The sequence below is a fragment of the Blautia sp. TM10-2 genome (genome assembly GCF_003480845.1).
In the GTDB taxonomy this organism is placed as follows: Bacteria; Bacillota; Clostridia; order Lachnospirales; family Lachnospiraceae; genus Fusicatenibacter; species Fusicatenibacter saccharivorans.
The window spans coordinates 76,379-101,338 of the sequence record NZ_QUJZ01000015.1; the positions used below are offsets into that span (position 1 = coordinate 76,379).

The window sequence follows — 24,960 nt, forward strand, 5'->3', positions numbered from 1 at the left end:
TAAGGAGTGAATAATTGTGAAAGAACGAAAACTCTACAGCCTGACGGGGAAGCTGATCGTTTTTCTTCTGCTGATCGTTTTTGCCGCCAGTGCGCTGTTCGGGGGCATTCAGACACTGATGCTTTCCAGCGTCGGCCTGACGCCGAATGCGGCAGCAAAAAAGTATGCGTTTGAAGAAACCACCGCATGCGGCACACTGGTGCAGCGGCAGCTTCATAACGTCATGAGCTACTATAATGATATGAGTAAATTCGGCACAAACGGTCGATACGACGGAACAAAAGAGATTGATTACCGTGCCTTTGCAACCGATGGAGAGGGAAGCGGCGGGATAAGTACAACGTACACCATTGACCAGCTTGTCAAGATGTACGATGACGGCAGCAGCGCAGACCTCAATGAGGTGGCAGCGTATACTGCGGACAATTATGCGACGAACGATGCCGGAATTGACAAAGAAGCCTATCTTGCATACGAAGATGGAACTGACGTGAGCCAGGAAACAGAAGAGACGGATGTAGCCGCACTCACCGAAGAAGTGAGCGCGGCAGATGCAGAGACGTTTGACAGCTTTTCCCCGGACGGCGAGGTCTACTTTCCTTCCGATAATGCAGTGAAAAGCCTGAAAGAGAAAAAAATTGATCCTGCTGATGTTTCCTCCCAGTTTTTGTATCTATACGATCAGGGAATGAGCCTGGAAACGCAGAAAACGAAAGCGGGAACGTACCTCTATGAGTACGCGGCGGCAAATCTGAAAAAGGTATCCATCCGCGATCTGTATATGACACTTTCCGGGGTCACGGAAGAAGTTGCTGCTTTTAAAAACCAGGAGAGCGGCATCAGCGTCGATGCGGACGATGCCAATCTCTGGTACTGTCTGGAGGATAAAGAAGGAAATATCTATACGAATGTGGATTCCTGGAAAAATGGTTACACAACAGCCATTGCGCAGAAATCGCCCTATCCGTTCGCCTTTGCTGTTGACCGGACCGGCGGTGCCGACAAAGTCCGTTCTTATGCAACAAGAAAAAACAGCCCGGCCGTGGAAGCAGCGAGAAGCTATCTACTGAACAATCAGATTGCAGATAATTATCAGAAGATCTTTGTTGCACTGGATCCGGATCTGGCAGCAAGCGACTATTTCTCCCAGTACAGTGAGATCTACAGCCAGTGGCTTCCGAAAATGCAGCTCCTTCTTCTGATGATTGCAGTTGGCGGAATCGGAACGCTGGTCTGCCTGGTCCTGTTCACACTGCAGGCAGGAAGAAATGGAAAAAACAAAGAAATCCGCCTTTACTTTTTCGATCAGTGGTACACGGAAATCGCAGCTGCAGCCGCCATCCTGATTGTGATGGGAGCAGTTGGAATCGTTGCTGTCTGCATCGAACTTTCCTACGGCGGCGTTCATTATATCCAGAATTTTGACGGAAACTACATCTACAGCGGATCCTATGGAAATGAAGCAGATACATGGCGAAGCCTGGTGGCCGCATCGGGCATCCTCGCCGGATTTCTGATCACACTGATTCCGTACTGCTCACTGGTGCGCCGGATCAAAGCACGCAACGTCTGGAAACAGTCGTTTTTGTACTGCGTCGGCCACCGGATCGTGTCTGCCGGAAGAACCTTCTATGAAGGCAGACAGGAGTCGGAGCGAACGATCCTTATGTTCTGCGTTTTCTGCGGCGTGCAGATCATTCTCTGCTGCGGCTTCGGAATGTTCGGCGTATTCCTTACCCTGGTGATGGATGCCGCAGTGCTGCTTCTTCTGCTGCGCGAGGCATCCGGAAGAAAACAGATTGAACATGGCTTAAAAGAGATTGCTGCGGGCGATCTGGATTACAAGATTGACCTGACGGAGCTGCAGGGGGAAGACAACCTTCAGCTTGCCGGAATTGTCAATTCGCTCGGAGAGGGAATGAAAGCGGCAGTGCAGGAGCAGATGAAGAGCGAGCGCTTAAAAGCGGATCTGATCACCAACGTATCCCACGATATCAAGACACCGCTTACTTCTATTATTAATTATGTCGATCTGCTGAAACGGGAAAATATTGAAAACGAGAAAGCGAAAGATTATATCCGCGTACTCGACGAAAAATCACAGCGCCTGAAACAGCTGACGGAGGACCTTGTCGAGGCATCGAAGATCAGCTCCGGAAATATTAAACTGGAATTCATGAACCTGAACCTGAATGAACTGGTACAGCAGGTGAACGGAGAATTTGCGGAGCGGTTCGAAGGCCGCAATCTCGACCTGATCTGTATTCTCCAGCCGGAACCGCTTCTGATCCGTGCGGACAGCCGCCGCATCTGGCGCGTGCTTGAGAACCTGTACGTAAATGTCTGCAAATATGCCATGCCGGGAACACGGGTTTATGTGGATGCCATCAAAAAAGACGGAAAGATTCAGCTCTCGATTAAGAACATTTCCGAGAACCCGCTGAACTTCCAGGCAGATGAACTGACGGAGCGTTTTATCCGCGGCGATGTCAGCCGGAGCACCGAGGGCAGCGGCCTGGGTCTTTCAATCGCAAAGAACCTAACGGTATTGCAGCATGGAAGCTTCAACATTTATCTGGACGGCGACCTGTTCAAGGTTACGATTACGTTTGATGAAGCTGTAAAGGAGAAAAAACCGATGCCTCCGATGATCGTACCGGAAGCGGTACAGGAGGAAGCACAGCAGGATGCCTGAGAAGTGTTGAAAAATAAAAGAGAATAGAAAACGACAACTCCCCGCCGGGAAACACGCAGCAGATGCGGTTCCCGGCGGGGAGTTGTTTATGAAATGCAGTTTATTTATTCGTTTGTTTCGTCTGTTTCTGTCTGTTCAGCCGGGCTTGCAGATTCCTCTTCCGAAGCAGTTTCTGCAGCATCGGTAGTTTCAGCCGGAGCAGCGTCATCGGAACGTTCAGTCAGCGGGCTTGGTCTGTCCATTGCTTCGAGTGCCCGTAAGGATTCTTCTTCCGGTGTCAGAACCTCGTTTTCTTCCTCAGGCATATAGAATGGGAAGATTTTGTTTACGAAGAACCAGGAGCATCCAAGCGCTACCGTGGAAAAGCCCAGAAGGAACATCAGAAGAATCAGATAGCTGACAATCTTTGTCGTGGAGAATACATAGATCAGCAGCGGACAGAGATTGACGAGCAGGATCATGATGGTCCACGGCAGGTGGCGGATTGCCATCAGGATGGAGTTCTTGATCGTGTTTTTTACAGTATTGTCAAAGCGGCTCAGTACCGGAAATACATAGGAAAGTACCATGGCCTCGAAAAAGATCAGTACCAGGAAAACAAAACGCAGGTAGGTGATGGTACCCGGCATTCTCATGACCAGCAGAAGATCAAGAATCAGAACAATCAGAACCGCCAGCAGGATGAGCCAGATGGCAGTTGCCTGCTTGAAGTTTTCGCGGAAGGATTTCCAGTAGGTACGGAAGATATACGTCTCCTCATTTTTGATCATCTTCAGCGTGACGTAGTACATTGCTGTGAAATTGGCGCCGATTGTCACAATCGGGATACACATAATAAGGAAAATAATGTTCAGCATCATCAGGTCGAAGACACGGCCCATAATCTGCGAGAACTTACTGTCCAGGCTGAAAAAACTCATAATTTGTTCCTCTTTTCTGTTGAATTAAGTGTGCCGCCGATTAACGTTCCGGCTGGCAGACATCATAGAAAAGTATAGCGAATTTTTCAGAAAAATGCAATGAAGAGAATATAAACTTTTCGTTTCGTCATTTTGTATAAGAGTGAACATTTTGTTTGTGCAAAGTGGACAGAAGAGAACGGTTCGAGAAAATCCGAAAGCAGAATTGCCAATCTGCCGGAGGAAAGTTTGTGTAATTGTGGCATGGTCGAATGCGGGTAGAAAAGGTATACTAATCCCATAAGCAAGAGAGATGCAAATGCAAAACTCATAATAAAACGCATGATGTTCATTTAGGGAGGATTCAAAAATGGCAAGTTTATCTTTACAGCACATTACAAAAAGATATCCGAACGGTTTTGAAGCAGTAAAAGACTTCAACCTGGAAATCGCTGACAAAGAGTTTATCATCTTCGTAGGACCATCTGGATGTGGTAAATCTACAACACTTCGTATGATCGCAGGTCTTGAGGAGATCTCCGATGGTACTCTGAAAATTGACGATAAAGTAGTAAACGATGTAGAGCCGAAAGACCGTGATATCGCAATGGTATTCCAGAACTACGCTCTGTATCCACACATGACCGTATATGATAACATGGCATTCGGTCTGAAACTGAGAAAAGTTCCGAAAGATCAGATCGACAAACAGGTTAAAGAAGCAGCTAAAATCCTTGACCTGGAGAAACTGCTTGACCGTAAACCGAAAGCTCTTTCCGGTGGTCAGAGACAGCGTGTTGCTATGGGACGTGCAATCGTACGTGATCCTAAAGTATTCCTTATGGACGAGCCTCTGTCAAACCTGGATGCAAAACTTCGTGTACAGATGCGTACCGAGATTTCCAAACTGCATGAGAGACTGGGCGCTACCATCATCTACGTAACACATGACCAGACCGAGGCTATGACACTTGGTACCAGAATCGTTGTTATGAAAGACGGAGTTGTTCAGCAGGTAGATACCCCGCAGAACCTGTACAACGCACCGGGCAACCTGTTCGTTGCAGGATTCATCGGATCTCCGCAGATGAACTTCCTGGATGCAAAAGTAAAAGTTAACGGAAACGACGTTACTCTTACTGTTGGTAAATACAACATGAAACTGCCGGCTTCCAAAGCAAAAGCTGTTATCGACGGCGGATATGACGGAAAGACCGTTGTTATGGGTATCCGTCCTGAGAACGTACATGATTCTCAGATGTTCATCGAAACTTCCAAAGACAGCGTAGTTGAGTGCAAGATCAACGTATACGAGCTGTTAGGTGCAGAAGTTTACCTGTACTTCGATTGCGAAGGCTTCCCAATGACAGCCCGCGTAGATCCTCGTACAACTGCAAGAAGCGGTGATACCGTTAAATTTGCTCTGGATATGGAGAAAGTTCATCTGTTCGACAAAGAGACAGAGATCACCATTACCAACTAATCCATATGAACATCAGCGCGTATGCGCAAACATAGAGAAAAGGATCGGCATCCGTTCGGATGCCGGTCCTTTTTGCATATGCACCGCCCTCCTTTTGCGAAGCAAAAAATAGTTGCCAATGAGAAAAAAATAAGCTATAGTTATAGATAAGACGCACCCTGGAGTAAAATACGCCAGGAGAAAGGAAGTGGCAGATTTGGTATCAAGTCAGGTATTACAGAAAACCCTTGATGAATTAAGAAATATTACGAGAATTGATTTATGTGTGACGAATACGGATGGTGTTCTGCTGGTGACCACATTCCCGGAAACCGCGATTGATGCAGAAAGCATCCGTTCTTTTGTATTATCCGCTGCGGACAGCCAGATTGTACAGGAATATCATTATTTTAAAGTATATGACAACCAGAATGTGGAGTATATTCTGATTTCTAAAGGAAGTAGCGACGATGCATATATGATCGGAAAGGTTGCCGTATGTGAGATTCAGAATCTTATCATTGCATACAAAGAGCGTCTGGACAAAAACAACTTTATCCAGAACCTTCTTCTCGACAATCTTCTTCTGGTGGATGTCTACAACCGCGCGAAAAAGCTTCGCATCGACACAGATGTGCGCCGCGTTGTTTACATGGTAGAGACGAAGCTGGAAAAAGACATCAGCGCACAGGAGACAGTAAAGAGCCTCTTTGCTTCAAGACCGAGAGATTTCATCACCGCAGTCGATGAGAAGAGCATTATCATTGTAAAAGAACTGAAGGATACCGACACCTTCGAGGATATGAACCAGACCGCAAGAATGCTGGTTGATATGCTGAATGCAGAGGCAATGTCCCAGGTACGTGTTTCTTACGGAAATCCGGTCAGCGAGATTAAGAGTGTTTCGCGTTCCTACAAAGAAGCGAAGATGGCGCTTGAGGTAGGAAAAATTTTCTACGCAGACAAAAACGTGGTACCATACAACAACCTCGGCATCGGCCGTCTGATCTATCAGCTCCCGATTCCGCTGTGCGAAATGTTTATGACCGAAGTCTTCGGCGAAAATCTGCCGGATACGTTCGATGAGGAAACACTGACCACAATCAATAAATTTTTTGAAAATAACCTGAATGTGTCCGAGACATCCCGTCAGCTCTATGTACACAGAAATACTCTGGTGTACCGTCTGGAGAAGCTCGAGAAGAGCACAGGACTCGACATTCGTAAATTTGACGATGCGCTGACCTTTAAAATTGCCATGATGGTCGTAAGCTACATGACGTATATGAACAACAGCGAAAATCTGTAAAACCGTTCAGAGCCGTACAGGATTGCGGGAGTGCAAAGCACGGAGCAATCCGGGTATCGAAGGGGTCAAAAGACTTTTTGACCCTGACATTTTATCAACAACAAGAGGAGAGCAACGACATGATTGAATTACTGAACACAGGTGCATACCTTGTCAACGGAATCGACATCATCCCGGATACAGAAGAAGGCCGCGCGGAACTCAAAGCGCGTACCGGCGCTGTGCCGTGTCCGGCGGATGCTGCAAAAGAAACCATTGCCTATGGAATCTTAAAAGACCACAATGTTTCCGGCAACATGGAAAATCTGCAGATCAAATTTGACAAACTTACATCGCATGACATTACTTTTGTTGGAATCATTCAGACCGCGCGCGCGTCAGGACTGGAAAAATTCCCGGTACCGTACGTGCTGACCAACTGCCACAACTCCCTTTGCGCAGTCGGCGGAACCATCAACGAAGATGACCACATGTTTGGTCTTACCTGTGCGAAAAAGTACGGCGGCGTCTATGTACCGCCTCATCAGGCAGTAATTCATCAGTTTGCCCGCGAGATGCTTGCCGGCGGCGGAAAAATGATCCTCGGATCCGATTCCCACACCCGTTACGGTGCACTCGGAACCATGGCCATGGGCGAGGGCGGACCGGAGCTGGTAAAACAGCTTCTCTCCAAAACATATGATATCGCTATGCCGGGAGTGATCGCAATTTACATGACAGGCGCACCGCAGCCGGGCGTAGGACCGCAGGATATTGCACTTGCCATCATCGGTGCAGTCTTTGCAAATGGTTACGTAAAGAACAAAGTTATGGAGTTCGTAGGACCTGGCGTATCTTCCTTAAGCGCAGATTACCGGATCGGTGTGGACGTTATGACAACCGAGACAACGTGTCTGTCCTCCATCTGGAGAACCGATGAGAAGATCAGCGAGTTCTATCAGATCCACGGCAGAAGCGCAGATTACAAAGAGCTGAATCCTGGCGCGGTTGCTTACTATGACGGCGTTGTAAAAGTAGAACTCGACAAGATCAAACCGATGATCGCGATGCCGTTCCATCCGAGCAATGTTTATACCATTGAAGAGCTGAAAGCAAACCTCGATGACATCCTGAACGATGTAGAGAAGAAAGCAGCCATCAGCCTCGACGGAAAAGTTCCGTTCACTCTGAAAAATAAAGTACACGACGGAAAACTCCTGGTAGACCAGGGAATCATCGCAGGATGCGCCGGCGGCGGATTTGAGAACATCTGCGACGCAGCCGATATCCTGAAAGGCCACAGCATTGGCGACGATGCGTTCACCTTAAGTGTTTACCCGGCAAGTACCCCGATCTATATGGAGCTGGCAAGAAACGGAAAACTGGCAGACCTTTTGGAAACCGGTGCGATCGTAAAAACCGCATTCTGCGGACCGTGCTTCGGCGCAGGCGATACTCCGGCAAACAATGCGTTCTCAATCCGTCACTCCACCAGAAACTTCCCGAACCGCGAGGGATCCAAGATCCAGAACGGCCAGATTTCTTCCGTTGCCCTGATGGATGCACGTTCCATTGCAGCAACCGCAGCAAACAAGGGATTCCTGACCGCAGCAGACGAGTTCACCGGAACATACACGAAACCGGCATACCACTTCGACAAGAAGATTTACGAGAACCGTGTCTTCGACAGCAAGGGTGTGGCAGATCCGTCTGTAGAAATCCAGTTCGGACCGAACATCAAAGACTGGCCGGCTATGCCGCAGCTTGCCGAGAACCTGATTCTGAAGGTTGTTTCCGAGATCCACGATCCGGTTACGACAACCGATGAGCTGATTCCATCCGGCGAGACTTCTTCCTTCCGTTCCAACCCGCTCGGACTGGCAGAGTTCACCCTGTCAAGAAAAGATCCGGCTTACGTGGGACGTGCAAAAGAAGTACAGGCCGCAGAGAAAGCCATCCAGGAAGGAAACTGCCCGGCAGAGGCACTTCCGGAACTGAAACCGGTCTTCGCAGCCATCCATACCCAGTACCCGGATATCGACAAGACAAACGTCGGTGTCGGATCCACCATCTTCGCTGTAAAACCGGGCGACGGCTCTGCGCGTGAGCAGGCAGCTTCCTGCCAGAAGGTATTAGGCGGCTGGGCAAACATCGCCAACGAGTATGCAACGAAGCGCTACCGCTCCAACCTGATCAACTGGGGCATGCTTCCATTCCTGATCCCGGAGGGAGATCTGCCGTTTACAAACGGAGATTACATCTTTGTACCGGAGATCCGCAAGGCAGTGGAAGAGAAAGCCGATGTGATCAAAGCGTACGTTGTAAAAGACGGAGCACTTGTTCCGTTCGAGATGACGTTAGGCGCGCTGACCGATGATGAGAGAGAAATCATCCGCAAGGGATGCCTGATCAACTATTATAGAGGATAAGTATTTGAGAAAGAGCTGTGTGGCAGGAGAAAAGTCTGTTTCATAGCTCTTTTTCTGCGCACTTATTTGAAATAAAATATCAGAAAACAATATAAAATTCAGAAAATAAACACAATAATTAAGAAAAGGAAAAGTGATATAAAAAAACAGTAAAAATATTTTAAAAATGTATTGACAAATGCTGACGGATCTGTTATATTAAAATCACAAAGAAACAAGAAAACAAAAACCTAACCAAGAGGTACAAAGAGAAAGACTTGGGACCCCCTTTTCAAGAGAACAAACCATTTTCATAGAAAGAGACGAGAAATCTTCTATAGAAGAATGGAAAAAAAGGGAAAAGGAAGATGTTCTTAAGATGAGAGACTTCCGAAAGGAAAGAAAACCTGAGATAAAGATCCATACAAAAGAAGTTCGAAAGAAAACCTTTTGATAAACATGAGATCAGAGCAGATCTTAGGAAATCCTAAGGAAAAGATTTTCGGAGTGGAAATCTTAACCGCAAAGGAAAAGCCTCTGAAAAAGAACATCTTCCCGAAAAAAAGAAAATCTACAACAGGGAAATGGAAGAGAAACGATCTTTGAAATATCAAACGAAAGCGAAAACAAAGATCACAGATCGGTAAAGAAAGAAAACCAGTGAAAATCCTTGAAAGTAGAGAAAAAACTGAATATGGAAAATAAAGAAAAAGCGGTCGCTGTATCAGAAAAAATGATTGGTATGGCGATCGCTTTCTGTGTTGTGTAATTCGTCCGCCGGGCATGTTTTTCTTGACAGATGCGGCAGAAATGGTGCATACTTCTTAAAGCATAACAGCGGAGAAATCCGTGTATCGAAAATAAGAAGTCAGAACAGGAGAAGAAAGTGGCTGGATTTTGCAGAGAAGATATTTTAATGGAAGATAACGATATTCTTGTTGTTCACAAGCACGCGGGTATGGCAGTGCAGAATGCGCGGATGGGACAGATGGATCTGGAGCATGCGCTGCTGAATTATTTGGCGAAGCAGGCAAGGGCGGAAACACCGGGTCAGGCGCGGACTCAGATTCCATATCTGGCGGTCGTTCACCGGCTCGATCAGCCGGTTGAGGGCGTGCTGGTGTTTGCGAAAAACAAAGACGCCGCAGGAAAACTGGGACGGCAGGTGAAGGACGGGACGATGAAGAAAGAGTATCTCGCCGTCTGTGAGGGAAAAATCGAAAAACAGGGCGTGCAGAAGTTTGAGGATTTCCTTGTAAAAGACGGACGGAGCAACACATCCCGCGTCGTACAGCCAGGCACCGCCGGAGCGAAAAAAGCGGTGCTGGAATATGAAGTGATAAGGACACAGGAGAACCGAACCCTGGTGCAGATCCACCTCGGAACGGGCCGCCACCACCAGATCCGCGTCCAGTTTTCCCATGCGGGATATCCGCTGGCGGGGGATGCAAAATATGGGGCGAAAGAGAAAGGATCTCTGGCGCTGTGCGCGCATCATCTCGAGCTGAAGCATCCGCGGACAGGCAAACGACTTTCGTTTACCGTAAAACCAGAAGGTGAAATCTTCCACAGCTTTGTGTAACTATTCAGAGCTATGTGAAATTGCAAAAAAGTTCAGAAAATTATAAGAAAACAGGACTGGACTATTTTTACGGTTTGTGTATAATAGAGAAAGGTTATGTAACAAAACTGTAAAAAGTAATGGAAAATGATTCATCAGGCAAAGCAGAAAGGGAGAATTATGAAACGCAGAATGATTGCAGTACTGCTTTCCGGAATCCTGCTGTGCTCGGCAGCTGGATGCGGAAAAGAAGCAGTGACAGACAAGAGCACCGCAGCATCGTCGTCTCAGGAAGTGACAGAAACTCCGGCGGCAGAAGAAAGCCCGGAGGCCTCATCGTCCAGCGCAGATTCTACAGCAGAGTCAGCCAGTGCATCCACATCTTCTGAAAGCTCTGGAGATGAAGGAAAAGAAGCAGACAAAAAACGAATAGAAATCACCGTTCCGCACAAAGACGGCATGGAAGCATTGTACGACACCGTGGATGGACTTACCGTTGAAAAAGGCTCTTACATCGCCGTGGTTGCAAAAGACTTAAGTGCCGGTTTTTGGAAAGCCGTAAAAGCCGGTGCGCAGCAGGCACTTGACGATCTGAACGCCTCGCTTGGCTACACCGGAAACGACAAAGTTTATATGACATTTGAAGGCCCGGAAAATGAAAGTGACACCAACTCTCAGATCAATATCATCGACTCTGTCATTTCGGAAAATCCGGACGCGCTGATCCTTGGCATCATTGACCAGCAGTCGGGACAGGCACAGATGGAAGAGGCTTCCGACAGCCAGATTCCGGTCGTCATCGCGGATTCCGGTATCGAGAGTGATCTGATCACCTCGACATGTGCGACTGATCACGCAGCGGCAGCAAAGCTTGCGGCAGATCATCTCTGCGAGGCCATCGGCAACAGCGGAGAGGTTGCGATTGTTGCACATCAGTACAACACCGAGAGCAGCGTAGAGCGCGTGGAAGCATTTAAAAAAGAGATCGAAGAAAAATATACCGATGTGAAAGTGGTTCAGGTGAATTACGGAGATGGAGAAGAATCCATCGCGGACATGCTGAAAAATACACTTGAAACCTACCCGGCTCTGAAGGGCATCTTCTGTACGAACGAAGACATGGCAGACCAGACGCTGGATGCGCTGGCAGATATGGAAAATACTGAGCAGATTCAGATTGTCGGTTTTGATTCCGGTGAAAAACAGCAGAAAGCGATCCAGGAGGGACGCGAGTACGGTACCGTAACGCAGAATCCGTACGGTCTTGGCTATGCGGCAATCGTGGCGGCCGTCCGCGCGATTCAGGGACTTCCGGTAGATCAGAAGATCGATACGGGATATCAGTGGCTCGACAAAGACACGATCGATCTGGAGACAAATCAGAAGTATCTTTATAACTGAAAATCAGGATAAAAAATGAACCCGGCAGACAAGGGAATGTTCCTTTGCCTGCCGGGTTTTCTGCGCTGCAGTGCGGATTACGAGTTCTGATCGTCTTCGTAAATTCTCTGTACCTCTTCGGAAATCTGCTGCCGGATCGCGGAGAGATCGACATCCGGGATGCCGTCCTCGGTGATCTGCGGTTTGGAAGGAGAGGTATACGGCTTCGTGTCGCCCATGGAAGCTTTTGGGGATGTTTCTTCTTCGTCAAACTCCTCCGGAGCGGCCGGTTTTGCGGATGGCCGGCGGCGGATGATTTTCGGAAGATCTTTCTCATCGTCGTCATCGTCAGGTTCTTCCGGAACAAAACGGAAATCGTACATGGTGTTCTGCGAAACACGGGTACGGTTCGACGGTTTCTGATAGCTGCGGTACGGATCTCTTGCGTTGCCGGAAGAAGAGGAAGAGGAGCCGCGGCGTTTCTTTTTCTTCTTTCTGGATGGAAGAGGATCGAAACCGGATCTGCGCTTCCGTCTGGCGCGCGCTTTTGCACGGTGTTCGCGTTCTTCTTCGTCGTCATCCTCCCAGTAGTCCGCCTCTTTCCACGGTTTAAACTGGAAGAGCATGCCTGCTGCGGCGAGAATGGCAGAGACAATCCAGAACATCATGTTCAGATCGAGGTCCTTGAAGAAATATGCCATGCGGATCGTCGTGAGGGCGCCGCAGATGGAGGTGACCAGGATTACGGAAATGCGTTCGAACGGAACGCAGATCAGGCCGATCACGAAAGCGACGAGGGCGACGAGTCCATAACCTGTGGTATCGTTTGGATTAACGAGATGCCAGAGGCAAAAGCCGACGAGCCCGCAGATCAGAAGAAAAAGTCCGATCCGGTAGAGGACGAAGGCAATGATTGCGGTCAGAAGACCGGTGCCGACGGCAAGCGCCAGGGTGATCGTCGTGGTCTGATTCGTGTAGGTACCCGCTGCATAACCGGCGGCCGCGCCGAGAAAAAATCCGGGAATGACGCTCCAGAGCTTGCGGAGCGCATAGCCGAAGAAACAGTTCAGCAGGGCAAAAACAATCACAATCAGAAGAAGCTGCTGCTGGTAAACACCCATGACGTCCCGGACTTTATCGAGACCGCCAAGCAGCGTGTTGATGTTAAAAGCTTGCATATTCAGATTCATGATATTCACTCCTATATGATGTATCGGAAAAATAGATACAGGTTGTATTTTAGTACGGAACGGCGGTTTTGGCAAGTGAAATTGTGTTTGAGATCTGGGAAACGGCAGAATGGCGGCGGTGTGCATATGGTATAAGGAAGAGCAAAAAGGAAATAAAACAGGCATGAATCAGGATAGAGTGTATGAAAATAGAAGAAATTCCTATCAGGGAAATCCGATGGAGCGGCCGGAGCCGTTTTTTGCGGCACAGCCCTTATGGGGAAGAAGTATGGAGGAGCAGCAGGAAGCGCGGGAACGGCAGCGGATGCAGTCGTATTATTCCCGGACGGCATCTGATCTGCAGCGGCTGGTGGAGGCAGAGTGTGACCGCATGGATTACCGCGGCAGCATGATGTACGACGAATTCCCGGACCGGCTCATGATGGAGCACACCTGCCGGAATATCGCACGTCAGTACGGCAGGGAAAACGGCGGGAAGGATGAGAAAACGGCAGAAGAGGAACTGCTCGATTTGATCGGCGTTCTTTTTTATAATGAAATGTTCCGGAGGCGGAGCAGGAGGAAACATTATTACAATCTGTGGCTTTAAACTGCGCCATAAAGTAATAAGAGGGTAACACATTTTTAATAATTTTTCTGTTGTGGTTTTGCGGAAAACAGATTACAATATTAGCGAGGTTGTAAGGGGCTTTATTACACATGTTTACAAACGATTCAGGAAGTTTGGAGAGTATAAATGGAATTACAGAAATTATTACAGGATGAAATCCGGGAAGGGCTGTATCGTATCACGATCAGCGGCCCAAGAGGGGACAGTGAAGTGTCCAAAGTGAGAATACGCCCGGTTGAAATAAAAGGAAAACTGCTCTTTCAGTGCCAGGAGACTGTCGGCACGAAGGAGTTTCATAAAAATATGACAAAAGACGACGTGATCACCCGGATCAGCGACTGGATGAACGGAACCTTCAAGCAGATGCAGCTCGAATCCGACACCTGCACAGCATCCGTTCTGGTCAGCAAAAAGGGAACGATGACGATCAAAAAGAAACCGCATATGAAAGGAACCGGCAAACCCGTCAATCTGGCGCACAACCGGAAGAAACGGTATATTCTGGAAGAAGGAATCCCGGTTCCTTTTTTACAGGATCTCGGTGTTATGACAAAAGAAGGCAAAATCGTGCGGACCCGCTACGACAAGTTCCGCCAGATCAACCGCTTTCTGGAGTTCATCGAAGATATCCTGCCGCAGCTCCCATCGGACCGCGAGATCACGATTCTCAATTTCGGCTGCGGAAAATCGTATCTGACGTTTGCGATGTATTATTACTTCCGCGAACTGAAAAAACTGGATGTCAATATCATCGGACTTGACTTGAAAGAGGATGTCATCGCGATCTGCAACGGACTGGCGGAGAAATACGGCTATGAAAAGCTGCATTTCTATCAGGGCGACATCGCTTCTTATACCGGCCGCGACGAGGTCGATATGGTGGTGACGCTGCACGCGTGCGACACGGCGACTGACTATGCGCTGGAAAAGGCCGTCAAATGGAATGCAAAAGTTATTCTTTCCGTTCCGTGCTGCCAGCATGAGCTGAACCGCCAGATTGCAAACAAAGAACTGTATCCGATCATGGATTACGGCATCTTAAAAGAGCGCATGGCGGCGCTTCTGACCGACGGAATCCGGGCAAAGCTTCTGGAGAATGCAGGCTATGAGACACAGATTCTCGAATTCATCGACATGGAGCACACGCCGAAGAACCTTCTCATCCGCGCGGTAAAACGCCAGGAAGGCTCGAAAAAACTGCCGGAAGAACTGAAAGCGTGCATGGAAGCGTACCATGTGAAGCCGACACTGGCAGACCTCCTCACAGAAAAGGAGGAGCCGTGATGAATAAAAGAGCAGCAAGGATTCTGATCCTTTTTCTTGTTTTTGCCGCATCAGTCGGTGTGTTCACACACCTGATGAGCCACGAGACGACGGAGAATGCGACCGATCTGGACGCAGCGAGTCTTCCGGTGCTGTACATGAAGACCGCGGACATGACAGTGAACCGCATGTACGGATACTGCCAGGAGATGAACGGCGTAACGACAAGAGAAAACCTGACACCGCTGCCGATGGACCGTTCGCTTACGCTGGAAATTGATGCGAAGGGACAGAAAATTAAAAACGTGACCTATACGGTGGAAAGCACAGACGGCGGAGCGCTGATTGAAAACTCGGTGCTGAAATCGTTTGACGAGGACGGAAGCTATCTGAAAGCAGACTTCCAGTTAGAGACCGCGATTCTGATGAATCAGGAATATACGCTGAAGCTCGAGGTTGCCTACGGAAACGGCCAGTCTGCCTGGTATTACACCCGCATTGTACAGCGCAACGGCGTGGAGGTCGGCGATTATCTGGCCTACACGCAGATGTTTGCGCAGACATGCCTGGATAAAACGCAGGCGGAAGCGCTCGTTCCGCAGCTTGAGCCGGATGAGACGGGGGATAATTCTTCGTTCCTCAATGTCAACATTCATTCCAGCCTCGACCAGATTTCCTGGGGAAGCCTCGCACCGACGATCGTACAGCAGCCGGTGCAGCAGATCAAAGAAGCGAATGAGACGACGACCAGCATCACACAGGAGTACATGATCAGTGCGCAGGATGAGAACGGACAGACGGAGTATTATACCGTAAGCGAGTTCTACCGGATGCGAGAGTCCGACGGAGAGATTATTCTGCTGGACTTCGAGCGGAGCGTACAGCAGATCTTTGATCCGGAGCTTGGTGTTCTGACGAAATCCGGCATCAACCTCGGTGTGACCGGCGAGGATACCGAGTATGTGACGAATACGGCAGGTGATATTGTCGCATTTGTAGTAAACGGTGATCTCTGGTGCTACAACCGCAGCGCCAACAAGACGATCCGCGTTTTCAGCTTCCGTGAGAACGGCAGCATGGATGACCGGGAACAGCACGGAGAGCATGATGTCAACATTGTGCGTGTGGATGATGCGGGCGATGTGACGTTTGTTGTTTATGGCTATATGAACCGCGGAAACCACGAGGGTGAAGTGGGAGCAGCCGTTTACTATTATCGCGCCGAGCGGAATGTGGCAACCGAGGAGATTTTCGTTCCGGCGGATATTTCCTACGAGATGCTGAAAAAACAGCTCGACCGCCTCTCCTACGTCAACAAGCAGAGAGAGATGTATCTCTATCTGAATGAGAACCTGTGCAAGGTTGATATTGGAACCGGCACGACGACGGTGGTCCGGGAAAGTATCCCGGAGGACTGCTTTGTAGTATCGGAAAGCCAGGAGAGCATCGCGTGGATGGATGCGGACAATGCAAGCAGTGCGATGAACATCACCGTGATGAATCTGGAGAGCGGGGAAACGCAGCGCTTTGCGGCGGATGACGGACAGAAGATCCGGGCACTTGGCTTTATCAATGAAGACTTTGTCTATGGTATGGCAAACGACAGCGATATTTTAAAAGATATTTCCGGCAATGAAGTTTTCGCTATGCATACGGTGCGGATTGTCAGCATCGACGGAACCGTGAAAAAAGAGTATCACCAGAACGGCTATTATGTGACAGGCGTGTCGATTTCGGACGGCCTTCTGGAGCTGGACCGCGTGGTACGCCAGGAAAACGGCTATGCGGATGCGCCGGAGGATCACATCATGAACGGCGAGCAGCAGAGCCAGGAACTGGTGACGGGCCGCCTGGCAACGGTGGACGACAGAAGAGAGCAGCAGTTCCTTCTGGAATTCTCGACGAGCGGCAAAACACAGTCGCTTCTGACACTGACACCGAAATATATCTATTCAACCTTACGGACCGATCTTACGATGTCGTACGAAACAGGCAGCGCAGAGCTTTACTATGTATATGGAAAAGGAAAACTGATCGCCATTTTAAGCTCCCCGGCCGAGGCCGTACAGCTTGCCGATGAGAATGTCGGCGTTGTGCTGAACAGCAGCCAGTCCTATGTGTGGGAGCGCGGAAACCGCCAGCAGGGCATGCGCCTCGACGAGACAACGATGCCGTCGGGATTCCAGAGTGCATCTTTGGACGAAAACGTGCTGAAGGAGTCACTCGGTGATGATTACGAACTGCTGAACCTGACGGGCTGCACAAGAGAAGAAATTCTCTACATGATCAGCAGCGGCTACGGCGTTGTTGTAAAGACCGGCGAGAACGAGAGTCTGCTTCTGACCGGATACGATATTTTCGGAAATTCCTGGCTGTATAACCCGGCAACGGGCGAGACAACTGCACTTTCTGACGATGACAGCGATGCATTGTTCGCACAGAACGGCAATGTCTTCATCAGTTATATTAAAAAAGTAAAGATCGAGTGATTTGCGGGGTTTTCTAATGACGCAAAAAGTGCTAGAATAAAGAAAGCACTATGAATATTTAGGGAGAAAAAAGACAATGAAACTTACAACCATCCGAGAGATTTATAAAAACCGGGAAGCATACCTGGACAAAGAAGTAACCGTAGGCGGCTGGGTGCGCAGCGTACGTGATTCCAAAACCTTTGGTTTCATCGTTCTGCACGACGGAAGCTATTTCGAAACCCTGCAGATCGTATACCACGATGAGATGGAAAACTTCGCTGAGATTTCCAAAATGAACGTCGGCGCAGCCATCATCGTAAAAGGTACCCTCGTTGCTACCCCGCAGGCAAAACAGCCGTTTGAGATTCAGGCGGCAGAAGTTACCGTAGAGGGCGTTTCCGCACCGGATTACCCGCTGCAGAAAAAACGCCACTCCATGGAATACCTTCGTACCATTTCCCATCTGCGTCCGAGAACCAACACCTTCCAGGCAGTATTCCGTGTTCGTTCCCTCTGCGCCTATGCGATCCATCAGTTCTTCCAGGAGAGAGACTTCGTTTATGTCAACACCCCGCTGATCACCGGAAGCGACTGCGAGGGAGCCGGCGAGATGTTCCAGGTAACCACCATGGATCTTGACAATATTCCGAAAACCGAGGACGGCGCTGTTGATTTCACACAGGACTTCTTCGGAAAGAAGACAAGCCTTACCGTAAGCGGACAGTTAAACGGCGAGACCTTTGCACAGGCATTCCGCAATATCTACACCTTCGGACCGACCTTCCGTGCAGAGAATTCCAACACCACCCGCCATGCAGCAGAGTTCTGGATGATCGAGCCGGAAATCGCTTTCGCTGATTTGGAGGATGATATGGAGCTTGCTGAGGCAATGCTGAAATATGTCATCCGCTACGTTATGGAGCATGCACCGGAAGAAATGCAGTTCTTCAACAGTTTCGTGGACAAGGGACTGATCGAGCGTCTGAACCATGTCGTAAATTCTGAGTTCGGCCGTGTAACCTACACCGAGGCTATCGAGCTTCTGGAGAAAAACAACGACAAATTCGATTACAAAGTATACTGGGGATGCGATCTGCAGACCGAGCATGAGCGTTATCTGACCGAGCAGATCTTCAAGAGACCGGTTTTCGTTACCGATTATCCGAAGGAGATCAAAGCGTTCTACATGAAGCTGAACGATGACAACAAGACAGTTGCCGCTATGGACTGTCTGGTTCCTGGCATCGGAGAGATCATCGGCGGAAGCCAGCGTGAGGACGACTACGAGAAACTGCTTGGCCGTATGAAAGAGCTGGGACTTGCTGAGGAAGATTACGGATTCTATCTGGACCTCAGAAAATATGGTTCTACCCACCATGCAGGATTCGGACTGGGATTTGAAAGATGCGTCATGTATCTGACCGGAATGGGCAATATCCGCGACGTCATCCCGTTCCCGAGAACAGTAAACAACTGCGAGCTGTAATTACGAAAAGTGATATAGAAACTTAAAAAATACGGATGCCGGGTGCAGTGGAATCCAATGTGGATTTGGTGTGCCTGACGTCCGTATTGTAGTAATGGAGAAAATGAATCCAGAAAGGGGTATGCGCCTATGCGGTTTATTCATATTGCGGATGTGCATCTCGGCATGCAGCCGGATGCGGGATTTCCCTGGAGCGAGGAGCGAGGGGAGGCCATCTGGGAGAGCTTCCGGCGGATCATCCGCCTGGCCGGTCGGGAAAAGACGGACTTTCTGCTGATTGCGGGAGATCTGTTTCAGTGCCAGCCGCTTCTGCGGGAACTGAAAGAGGTTAATGATCTCTTTGCTTCCATCCCGGAGACGATCGTCGTGCTGATTGCCGGAAACCACGATTATGTGAAACGGGAGAGCTTTTACCGCGGTTTCGACTGGGCAGACAACGTGGTAATGCTCCTGTCGCCGGAGCCGGAGTGTGTTGAAGTCCCGGAGAAGAAGACGGCGGTGTACGGATGCAGTTACGACAAAAAAGAGATTCTGGAAAACCGGCTGGACGGCGTGCGGCCGGAGGGAAAAATGAAATATCATCTGCTGCTCGCGCACGGCGGCGATGCCCGCCACATGCCGTGGAATCCGGGCCGCATGGCGCAGGCTGGGTTTGATTATATTGCGTGCGGGCACATTCATAAGCCGGGGATTCTTATTCCCGACAAAATGGCATACGCAGGCGCACTCGAACCGACGGATGAGACGCAGTTGGGGCCGCACGGCTACATCCGCGGAACGGTGGACGAGCACGGCACGCGGATTCAGTTTGTGCCGTTTGCCAGATATGAGTACGAAGATCTGGTGTTGAACGTGACGGAGGATCTGACACAGTATGCGCTGGAGACGAAGCTGAAACAGGAGCTGGCGCTGCGGGAGGATGGGAAGATCCGAAAAATCATCCGCCTGAAACTTGTGGGACACCGTGCCGCCGAGCTGGAATTTTCTCCGAAACGGCTGCTGGACTGCGGCAGAGTCATCTCCGTGGAGGATGAAACACGTCCGGCGTACGATCTGGAACAGCTGAAGAAAACGTATGGCGCTAGTCTGATCAGCGCCTATATTGAAGCATTTGAAACAAAGACGGATGCGCAGTCACAGAAGGCGCTCGACTATGGTCTCGAGGCGCTGCTGGCGGCACGCAGGAACGGCTGAAAAAAAGATTGCGGGAGGTATAGAAGATGAAAATAGAAAAACTGGAAATCCGCAATTTTGGAAAAATGCAGAACCGCACGCTGGAATTTTCCGATGGGATTCAGCTCATCAGCGGGGAAAATGAGAGCGGAAAATCGACCGTCCATACCTTCATCCGCAGCATGCTGTTCGGCATGACACGCGGCCGGGGGCGGGCGGCAAAAAATGATGTCTACAGTCGTTATGAGCCATGGGAAAATCCGGCATACTATGCGGGAGAGATGGTGCTTGAAAGCGGCGGCAAACGGTTCCGTCTGACCCGGAATTTCGGGCGGCAGAACGCCAATGCAAAGCTGGTGTGCCTGACGGACGGCGAGGTGCTCTCCGTGGAGGACGGCGATCTTTCCATGCTGCTCGGCGGTGTCAGTGAGATTGTGTATGATAATACGGCTTCGATCGGGCAGTTAAAAGGAAGAACCGAGGAAGGGCTTGCGGATGAGCTGCGGAACTATATGGCAAATTACCAGGGGAGCAGCGATGGAGAGCTCGATGTGGCGGCGGCGCTGGATCTGCTGAAGCAGAAGAGAAAGCGCCTAGAGCAGGAACAGAAAAAGACGCTGGCGGGACTGGAAAAACGGAAGGAAGAACTTGAGACGAAAATTTCCGTTTTTACGGAGGAGTGCCGTCAGAGCGAGGAGAATCTGCAGCAGGCGAAAGAGCAGATGAAGCGGGATATTTATCAGAAGGATGTGCCGATCGAACGGGTGCGGAAGATGAAAAAAGAATCTCGGAAGAGCCGCAAATGGGGTGCCGCGTGCGTGGCGCTGGCTGGATTTCTCTTGTTCTTATGCATTCTGCAGTTCTTCCATATTGATTCGCTGCTGACGAGAACGGGACTCGGGCTTGCGATTGCGGCGCTCTTGTATCTGGCGTACAGTCTGTTCCGTCACCGGAAAACGGAGGTCGAGCAGGTCGTGACGGAGCCGGAGGAGCAGGCGATCCGCCGCCAGCAGTGGAATGTGGACCGCCTGAAGCAGGAGCTGGGGCAGAAACAGACGGTGCTGTCGAACCTGCAGAGTGAATACGAAGAGCTCTGCATTTTCATGACGGAAAAAGATCATCTGCAGGAAGAACTCGATGCGCTTTCCCTGGCGGGGGAGACGATCCAGAGTCTCTCCGTACAGATGCAGAGCCGGATCGGCGACCGCTTAAAACAGCAGATGTCAAAAACGCTGTCATCGCTGACGAATGGCCGCTATCTGCAGGTGAATATGGATGAGAATCTGCGGATCGGCCTTCACACCGCAGACGAATATGTGCCGCTTGAACAGGTCAGCCGCGGCACGATCGAGCAGGCGTACTTTGCGCTCCGCATGGCGGCGATGGATGTGCTCTGCGGCGAGGAGGAGCTGCCGGTGATTCTCGATGAATCGTTTGCGTTTTACGATGAAAACCGGCTGAAAGAAACTTTGAAATGGCTGGCGGAAAACCGGACGCAGGTGCTGCTCTTTACGTGTCAGAAGCGGGAGGAGGAAGCACTCTCGGAGATGGGAATTCCGTACCGGAAAATTGTGCTTTAAGTAATGCGGCTCGCAGAGAATCGGTGAGTTGTGGTTTGGAAATAAAGGAGAATAAAAGTTATGCTGACAATAGGATGTCATTTATCATCGTCCAAAGGATATCTTGCCATGGGAAAAGAGGCGGTGTCCATCGGGGCGAATACCTTTCAGTTTTTTACAAGAAACCCGAGAGGAAGCAAGGCGAAAGCCATCGACGAGGCGGATGTCGCAGCGTTTCTTTCTTACAGTAAGGAGCATGGAATCGAGCGCATTTTGGCACATGCGCCGTACACGCTGAATCCGTGCTCGAAGGATGCGCACACGAGAGAGTTTGCATGGATGACGATGGCGGATGATCTGAAACGGATGGAGTATACGCCGGGAAACTGCTACAATTTCCACCCGGGCAGCCATACCGGACAGGGGGCGGAAGAGGGAATCCGTCTGATTTCGGAGATGCTGAATGAAATTTTAAAACCGGAGCAGACGACCACGGTGCTGCTCGAGACGATGGCAGGAAAAGGAACCGAAGTCGGCCGCTCGTTTGAGGAGCTGGCGGCGATTCTGGAGCGCGTGGAATTAAAAGACCACATGGGTGTCTGCCTGGATACGTGCCATGTGTACGATGCGGGATACGATATTGTGGATCACCTCGATGATGTGCTTGAGAGGTTCGACCGCGTGGTAGGACTTTCGAAGCTGAAAGCGGTTCATCTGAACGACAGCAAGAATCCGTTTGAGAGCCATAAGGACCGCCATGAGAAGATCGGCGAGGGATCGCTGGGACTTGCGGCATTTGAGCGGATTGTGACACATCCGGCGCTGGCGGGACTGCCGTTCTATCTGGAAACACCGAATGAGCTGGACGGATATGCAAAAGAGATCGCGCTGCTGCGCGGGTTTGCGAAATAGAGGAAGAAGGTAAGAGAAAGTGGAAAACACGAGAGAGAAGAATAAAAGATCTGACGGAAGAAAAAAGACGTATTTCGACAGGGAAAATAAAAAGAAAGCTGTTCGTATCGAGAAAACAAAGAGCGTGGCACCGGAAAAAGGAAAGCAGAAAAAGAGTTCATCATCGTCGAAATGTCCTTATCAGAAAAAATGCGGCGGATGCACATATCTGAACCTCTCCTACGAAGAGCAGCTCGCGAAAAAAGAGCAGTTCCTGAAGAAGACTCTGAAGGGCATCGTCCCGGTCAAAGGCATGGTTGGCATGGAAAATCCTTATCATTACCGGAATAAAGTCAATTCCGCCTTTGCACGCAAAAAAGACGGAACGATCATATCCGGCATTTATGAAAAGGGCACACACAAAGTGGTCCCGGTCGATGAGTGCCTGCTCGAGGATCAGCGTGCCGATGCCATCATCCGCGATATCCGCAGTCTGCTGAAGAGCTTCAAAATCATGATCTACAACGAGGACAGCGGCTACGGCCTCCTGCGCCACGTCATGGTGCGCACCGGCTTTGCTTCCGGCGAGATCATGGTCGTCCTCGTCTGCGTATCACCAGTCTTCCCGTCAAAAAACAACTTCGTAAAGGCCCTGCGCAAATTCCACCCGGAGATCACCACGATCGTACTGAACGTCAACGACCGCACCGACAGCATGGTACTCGGAAAACGCGACATTGTCCTCTTCGGACGCGGCTACATCGAGGATGAACTCTGCGGCTGCACCTTCCGCATCTCCCCGCAGTCCTTCTACCAGGTCAACCCGGTTCAGACGAAAAAACTGTACGAAAAAGCCATCTCCCTGGCCGGCCTCACCGGAAACGAACGCGTCCTGGACGCCTACTGCGGAATCGGAACCATCGGCCTCATCGCATCCCGCGATGCCAGAGAAGTCATCAGCGTCGAACTGAACCCGGACGCCGTCCGCGATGCCGTAACAAACGCCAAACGAAACCAAATCAAAAACGTCTCCTTCTACCAGAACGACGCCGGCGCCTTCATGGTCTCCATGGCCGAAAAAGGCGAAAAAGCCGACATCGTCTTCATGGACCCGCCAAGAGCCGGCAGTGATGAAGCCTTTCTGTCCTCTGTCGTAACCCTTTCACCGAAAAAAGTGGTCTACGTCTCCTGCAATCCGGAGACATTGGCGAGAGACCTGCGGTATCTGACAAAACACGGATATAAGGCAGAAGAGGCATGGGGGTATGATATGTTCGCGTGGTCGGAGCATGTGGAAAGTATCGTGTTGCTTTCCAAACTTAAATCAAATAAGTTGAAGCATATCAATGTGGAATTAGAGATGGATGAGCTTGATTTGATGGCGGCGGAGAGTAAAGCGATCTATGCGGAAGTCAAGGATTATGTTTCTGAAGCAAAGCGGATTGAAAGTTAGCAACTTGTATATCGCACAGGTGAAGCAGAAATGCGGCATTATTGAGAGGGCAAATTATAACCTGTCAAAATTGGAAAACTCTAGACAGCCGAAGTGTCCGCCAGGGAAAGAAGCGGCTATAAGGGAGGCACTGGAACATTTTCGGATGATATGACGATATCGTAGAAATAGAAGAATCCTTTTTCTTTGACTTGGTTCTTTAAGTCCCTTTGTTAGTTTTGGTTAGTGGGACATAATTTTACATTTGAAGAAACGTGAATACGTATCGGAAGATAGATAGAGAGTTCAAACAGATACGAAGGAGTTTTGTTCATAAATGATAGAAAAAAATAAGATTTTAGAATCATGGATAATGGTGGAACATTTATCGGAGGGAGACATCGGTTTGAATGATAAGGCTATTCTCACTCTGAATGATTTGCAGGAACAGGATTTCTATTCTCTGTTTCTGCATAAAATTGAGAAAAAGAAATGGAATCGACGGCAAAAAGGAGGAGTCGTTGTCTATTTTGATATTTTTAAATTTCAGGAAGTTGTGGACATACTTCATGCAGAGTATGGCTTGGAATCGACGGATGAGGATATTCGTTTCGGAGACAAGTTCAGTTTCGCGCTGTATTTCGATAAGAATCTTAATTTTCTGGAGGATATGACATTCTTTACAGAAAGTGCTTACATACGGAAATTCAAAAAAGTTCCCTATGAGAAAGAGTTTCGGGAATTTGAGAAAGATTTTAAAAATCAGCTTGCTCAGGATTTTGATGAGACAGCAGGGGATTCGGCGAAGTTTAATGCTGCGATGCAAAAGGAACTCCTGCAACATGAGGTTGATATAATAAATTGCCGGATGAAGATTCTGGGAAATATCGAGACTGAAGCGACGAATCTGCATTCTTTTTTCATCGATGATCTGGAAAAAGCAAAAAAAATCGAAACGGTTAATTTGAATGCTTATTTGTATGGAAATAAAAAGGAACGCATGAACCTTGACAGCAAAAAAGATTCAGTGAATTTTCATCCGCATCTGTTTGAACAAATTCTGCAGCCGAAGAATTATCCCCTGGGAAGGTTTCCAAGCAATACGACATATGCGCTTTCTCTGATGCAGCAAGTTGCGGTAAACTTATCCATCGGCTTTGACAACAATCAGATGAGAAGTGTCAACGGTCCG

Annotated in this window: 16 protein-coding genes; 14 read left to right on the forward strand and 2 right to left on the reverse strand. The window is 49.3% G+C overall.

The genetic code is table 11. From position 1 onward, the window contains the following. Positions 1 to 16: 16 nt before the first annotated feature. Positions 17 to 2,695, forward strand: a complete 2,679-nt coding sequence (locus DXD92_RS15220) for a sensor histidine kinase (protein ID WP_117509947.1) — start codon at positions 17 to 19, stop codon at positions 2,693 to 2,695. A gap of 104 nt (positions 2,696 to 2,799) precedes the next feature. Here DXD92_RS15220 and DXD92_RS15225 read toward each other — a convergent pair whose 3' ends face one another. Beyond that, complete coding sequence (locus tag DXD92_RS15225; RefSeq protein WP_070100805.1) at positions 2,800 to 3,615, reverse strand: YesL family protein; 816 nt, start codon at positions 3,613 to 3,615, stop codon at positions 2,800 to 2,802. A gap of 349 nt (positions 3,616 to 3,964) precedes the next feature. On the opposite strand from DXD92_RS15225, the gene DXD92_RS15230 reads away from it, so the two are divergent. The 5 genes from DXD92_RS15230 (at position 3,965) to DXD92_RS15250 (ending at position 11,714) form a co-directional block, all read left to right on the forward strand. Further along, positions 3,965 to 5,077 carry an ABC transporter ATP-binding protein gene (locus DXD92_RS15230; protein WP_055219170.1) on the forward strand — a complete coding sequence of 371 codons (1,113 nt, stop codon included), beginning with the start codon at positions 3,965 to 3,967 and terminating at the stop codon, positions 5,075 to 5,077. Between the two features lie 196 nt (positions 5,078 to 5,273). Beyond that, positions 5,274 to 6,365, forward strand: a complete 1,092-nt coding sequence (locus tag DXD92_RS15235) for a PucR family transcriptional regulator (RefSeq protein ID WP_055219318.1) — start codon at positions 5,274 to 5,276, stop codon at positions 6,363 to 6,365. 119 nt (positions 6,366 to 6,484) lie between these two features. Beyond that, positions 6,485 to 8,773, forward strand: a complete 2,289-nt coding sequence (locus DXD92_RS15240; RefSeq protein WP_199696582.1) for a hydratase — start codon at positions 6,485 to 6,487, stop codon at positions 8,771 to 8,773. Between the two features lie 895 nt (positions 8,774 to 9,668). Further along, positions 9,669 to 10,334, forward strand: a complete 666-nt coding sequence (locus DXD92_RS15245; protein WP_055265689.1) for an RluA family pseudouridine synthase — start codon at positions 9,669 to 9,671, stop codon at positions 10,332 to 10,334. A 159-nt stretch (positions 10,335 to 10,493) separates the two neighbouring features. Next, the gene (locus tag DXD92_RS15250; RefSeq protein WP_158565876.1) at positions 10,494 to 11,714 is read left to right on the forward strand and encodes an ABC transporter substrate-binding protein; all 1,221 of its coding nucleotides are present in this window, start codon (positions 10,494 to 10,496) and stop codon (positions 11,712 to 11,714) included. A 77-nt stretch (positions 11,715 to 11,791) separates the two neighbouring features. Here the strand turns inward: DXD92_RS15250 and DXD92_RS15255 are convergent, their stop codons facing one another. Then, a complete protein-coding gene (locus DXD92_RS15255) occupies positions 11,792 to 12,883 on the reverse strand; it encodes a TM7S3/TM198-like domain-containing protein (protein WP_022461538.1) in 1,092 nt (363 codons plus the stop codon). A 163-nt stretch (positions 12,884 to 13,046) separates the two neighbouring features. On the opposite strand from DXD92_RS15255, the gene DXD92_RS15260 reads away from it, so the two are divergent. The 8 genes from DXD92_RS15260 to rlmD all read left to right on the forward strand — a co-directional run bounded on the left by DXD92_RS15260 (position 13,047) and on the right by rlmD (position 23,789). Then, the gene (locus DXD92_RS15260) at positions 13,047 to 13,472 is read left to right on the forward strand and encodes a hypothetical protein (RefSeq protein WP_082424871.1); all 426 of its coding nucleotides are present in this window, start codon (positions 13,047 to 13,049) and stop codon (positions 13,470 to 13,472) included. A 147-nt stretch (positions 13,473 to 13,619) separates the two neighbouring features. Continuing rightward, positions 13,620 to 14,777 carry a class I SAM-dependent methyltransferase gene (locus DXD92_RS15265; RefSeq protein ID WP_118640934.1) on the forward strand — a complete coding sequence of 386 codons (1,158 nt, stop codon included), beginning with the start codon at positions 13,620 to 13,622 and terminating at the stop codon, positions 14,775 to 14,777. Then, positions 14,777 to 17,245: a hypothetical protein gene (locus DXD92_RS15270; RefSeq protein WP_118640936.1), complete on the forward strand. Its 2,469-nt coding sequence runs from the start codon at positions 14,777 to 14,779 to the stop codon at positions 17,243 to 17,245. Before DXD92_RS15265 ends, DXD92_RS15270 begins: the two co-directional genes overlap by 1 nt. A gap of 76 nt (positions 17,246 to 17,321) precedes the next feature. Continuing rightward, positions 17,322 to 18,713 (forward strand): asparagine--tRNA ligase, encoded by a 1,392-nt coding sequence (asnS, locus tag DXD92_RS15275; RefSeq protein WP_117762055.1) that lies wholly within the window; start codon positions 17,322 to 17,324, stop codon positions 18,711 to 18,713. 129 nt (positions 18,714 to 18,842) lie between these two features. Beyond that, positions 18,843 to 19,907, forward strand: coding sequence for a metallophosphoesterase family protein (locus DXD92_RS15280; RefSeq protein ID WP_118640938.1), 1,065 nt, complete (start codon positions 18,843 to 18,845; stop codon positions 19,905 to 19,907). Between the two features lie 26 nt (positions 19,908 to 19,933). Next, positions 19,934 to 21,466, forward strand: coding sequence for an ATP-binding protein (locus DXD92_RS15285; RefSeq protein WP_118640940.1), 1,533 nt, complete (start codon positions 19,934 to 19,936; stop codon positions 21,464 to 21,466). A gap of 60 nt (positions 21,467 to 21,526) precedes the next feature. After that, positions 21,527 to 22,357 carry a deoxyribonuclease IV gene (locus DXD92_RS15290; protein WP_117509937.1) on the forward strand — a complete coding sequence of 277 codons (831 nt, stop codon included), beginning with the start codon at positions 21,527 to 21,529 and terminating at the stop codon, positions 22,355 to 22,357. A 19-nt stretch (positions 22,358 to 22,376) separates the two neighbouring features. Further along, positions 22,377 to 23,789: a 23S rRNA (uracil(1939)-C(5))-methyltransferase RlmD gene (gene rlmD, locus DXD92_RS15295; protein WP_118640942.1), complete on the forward strand. Its 1,413-nt coding sequence runs from the start codon at positions 22,377 to 22,379 to the stop codon at positions 23,787 to 23,789. Positions 23,790 to 24,960 lie beyond the last annotated feature (1,171 nt).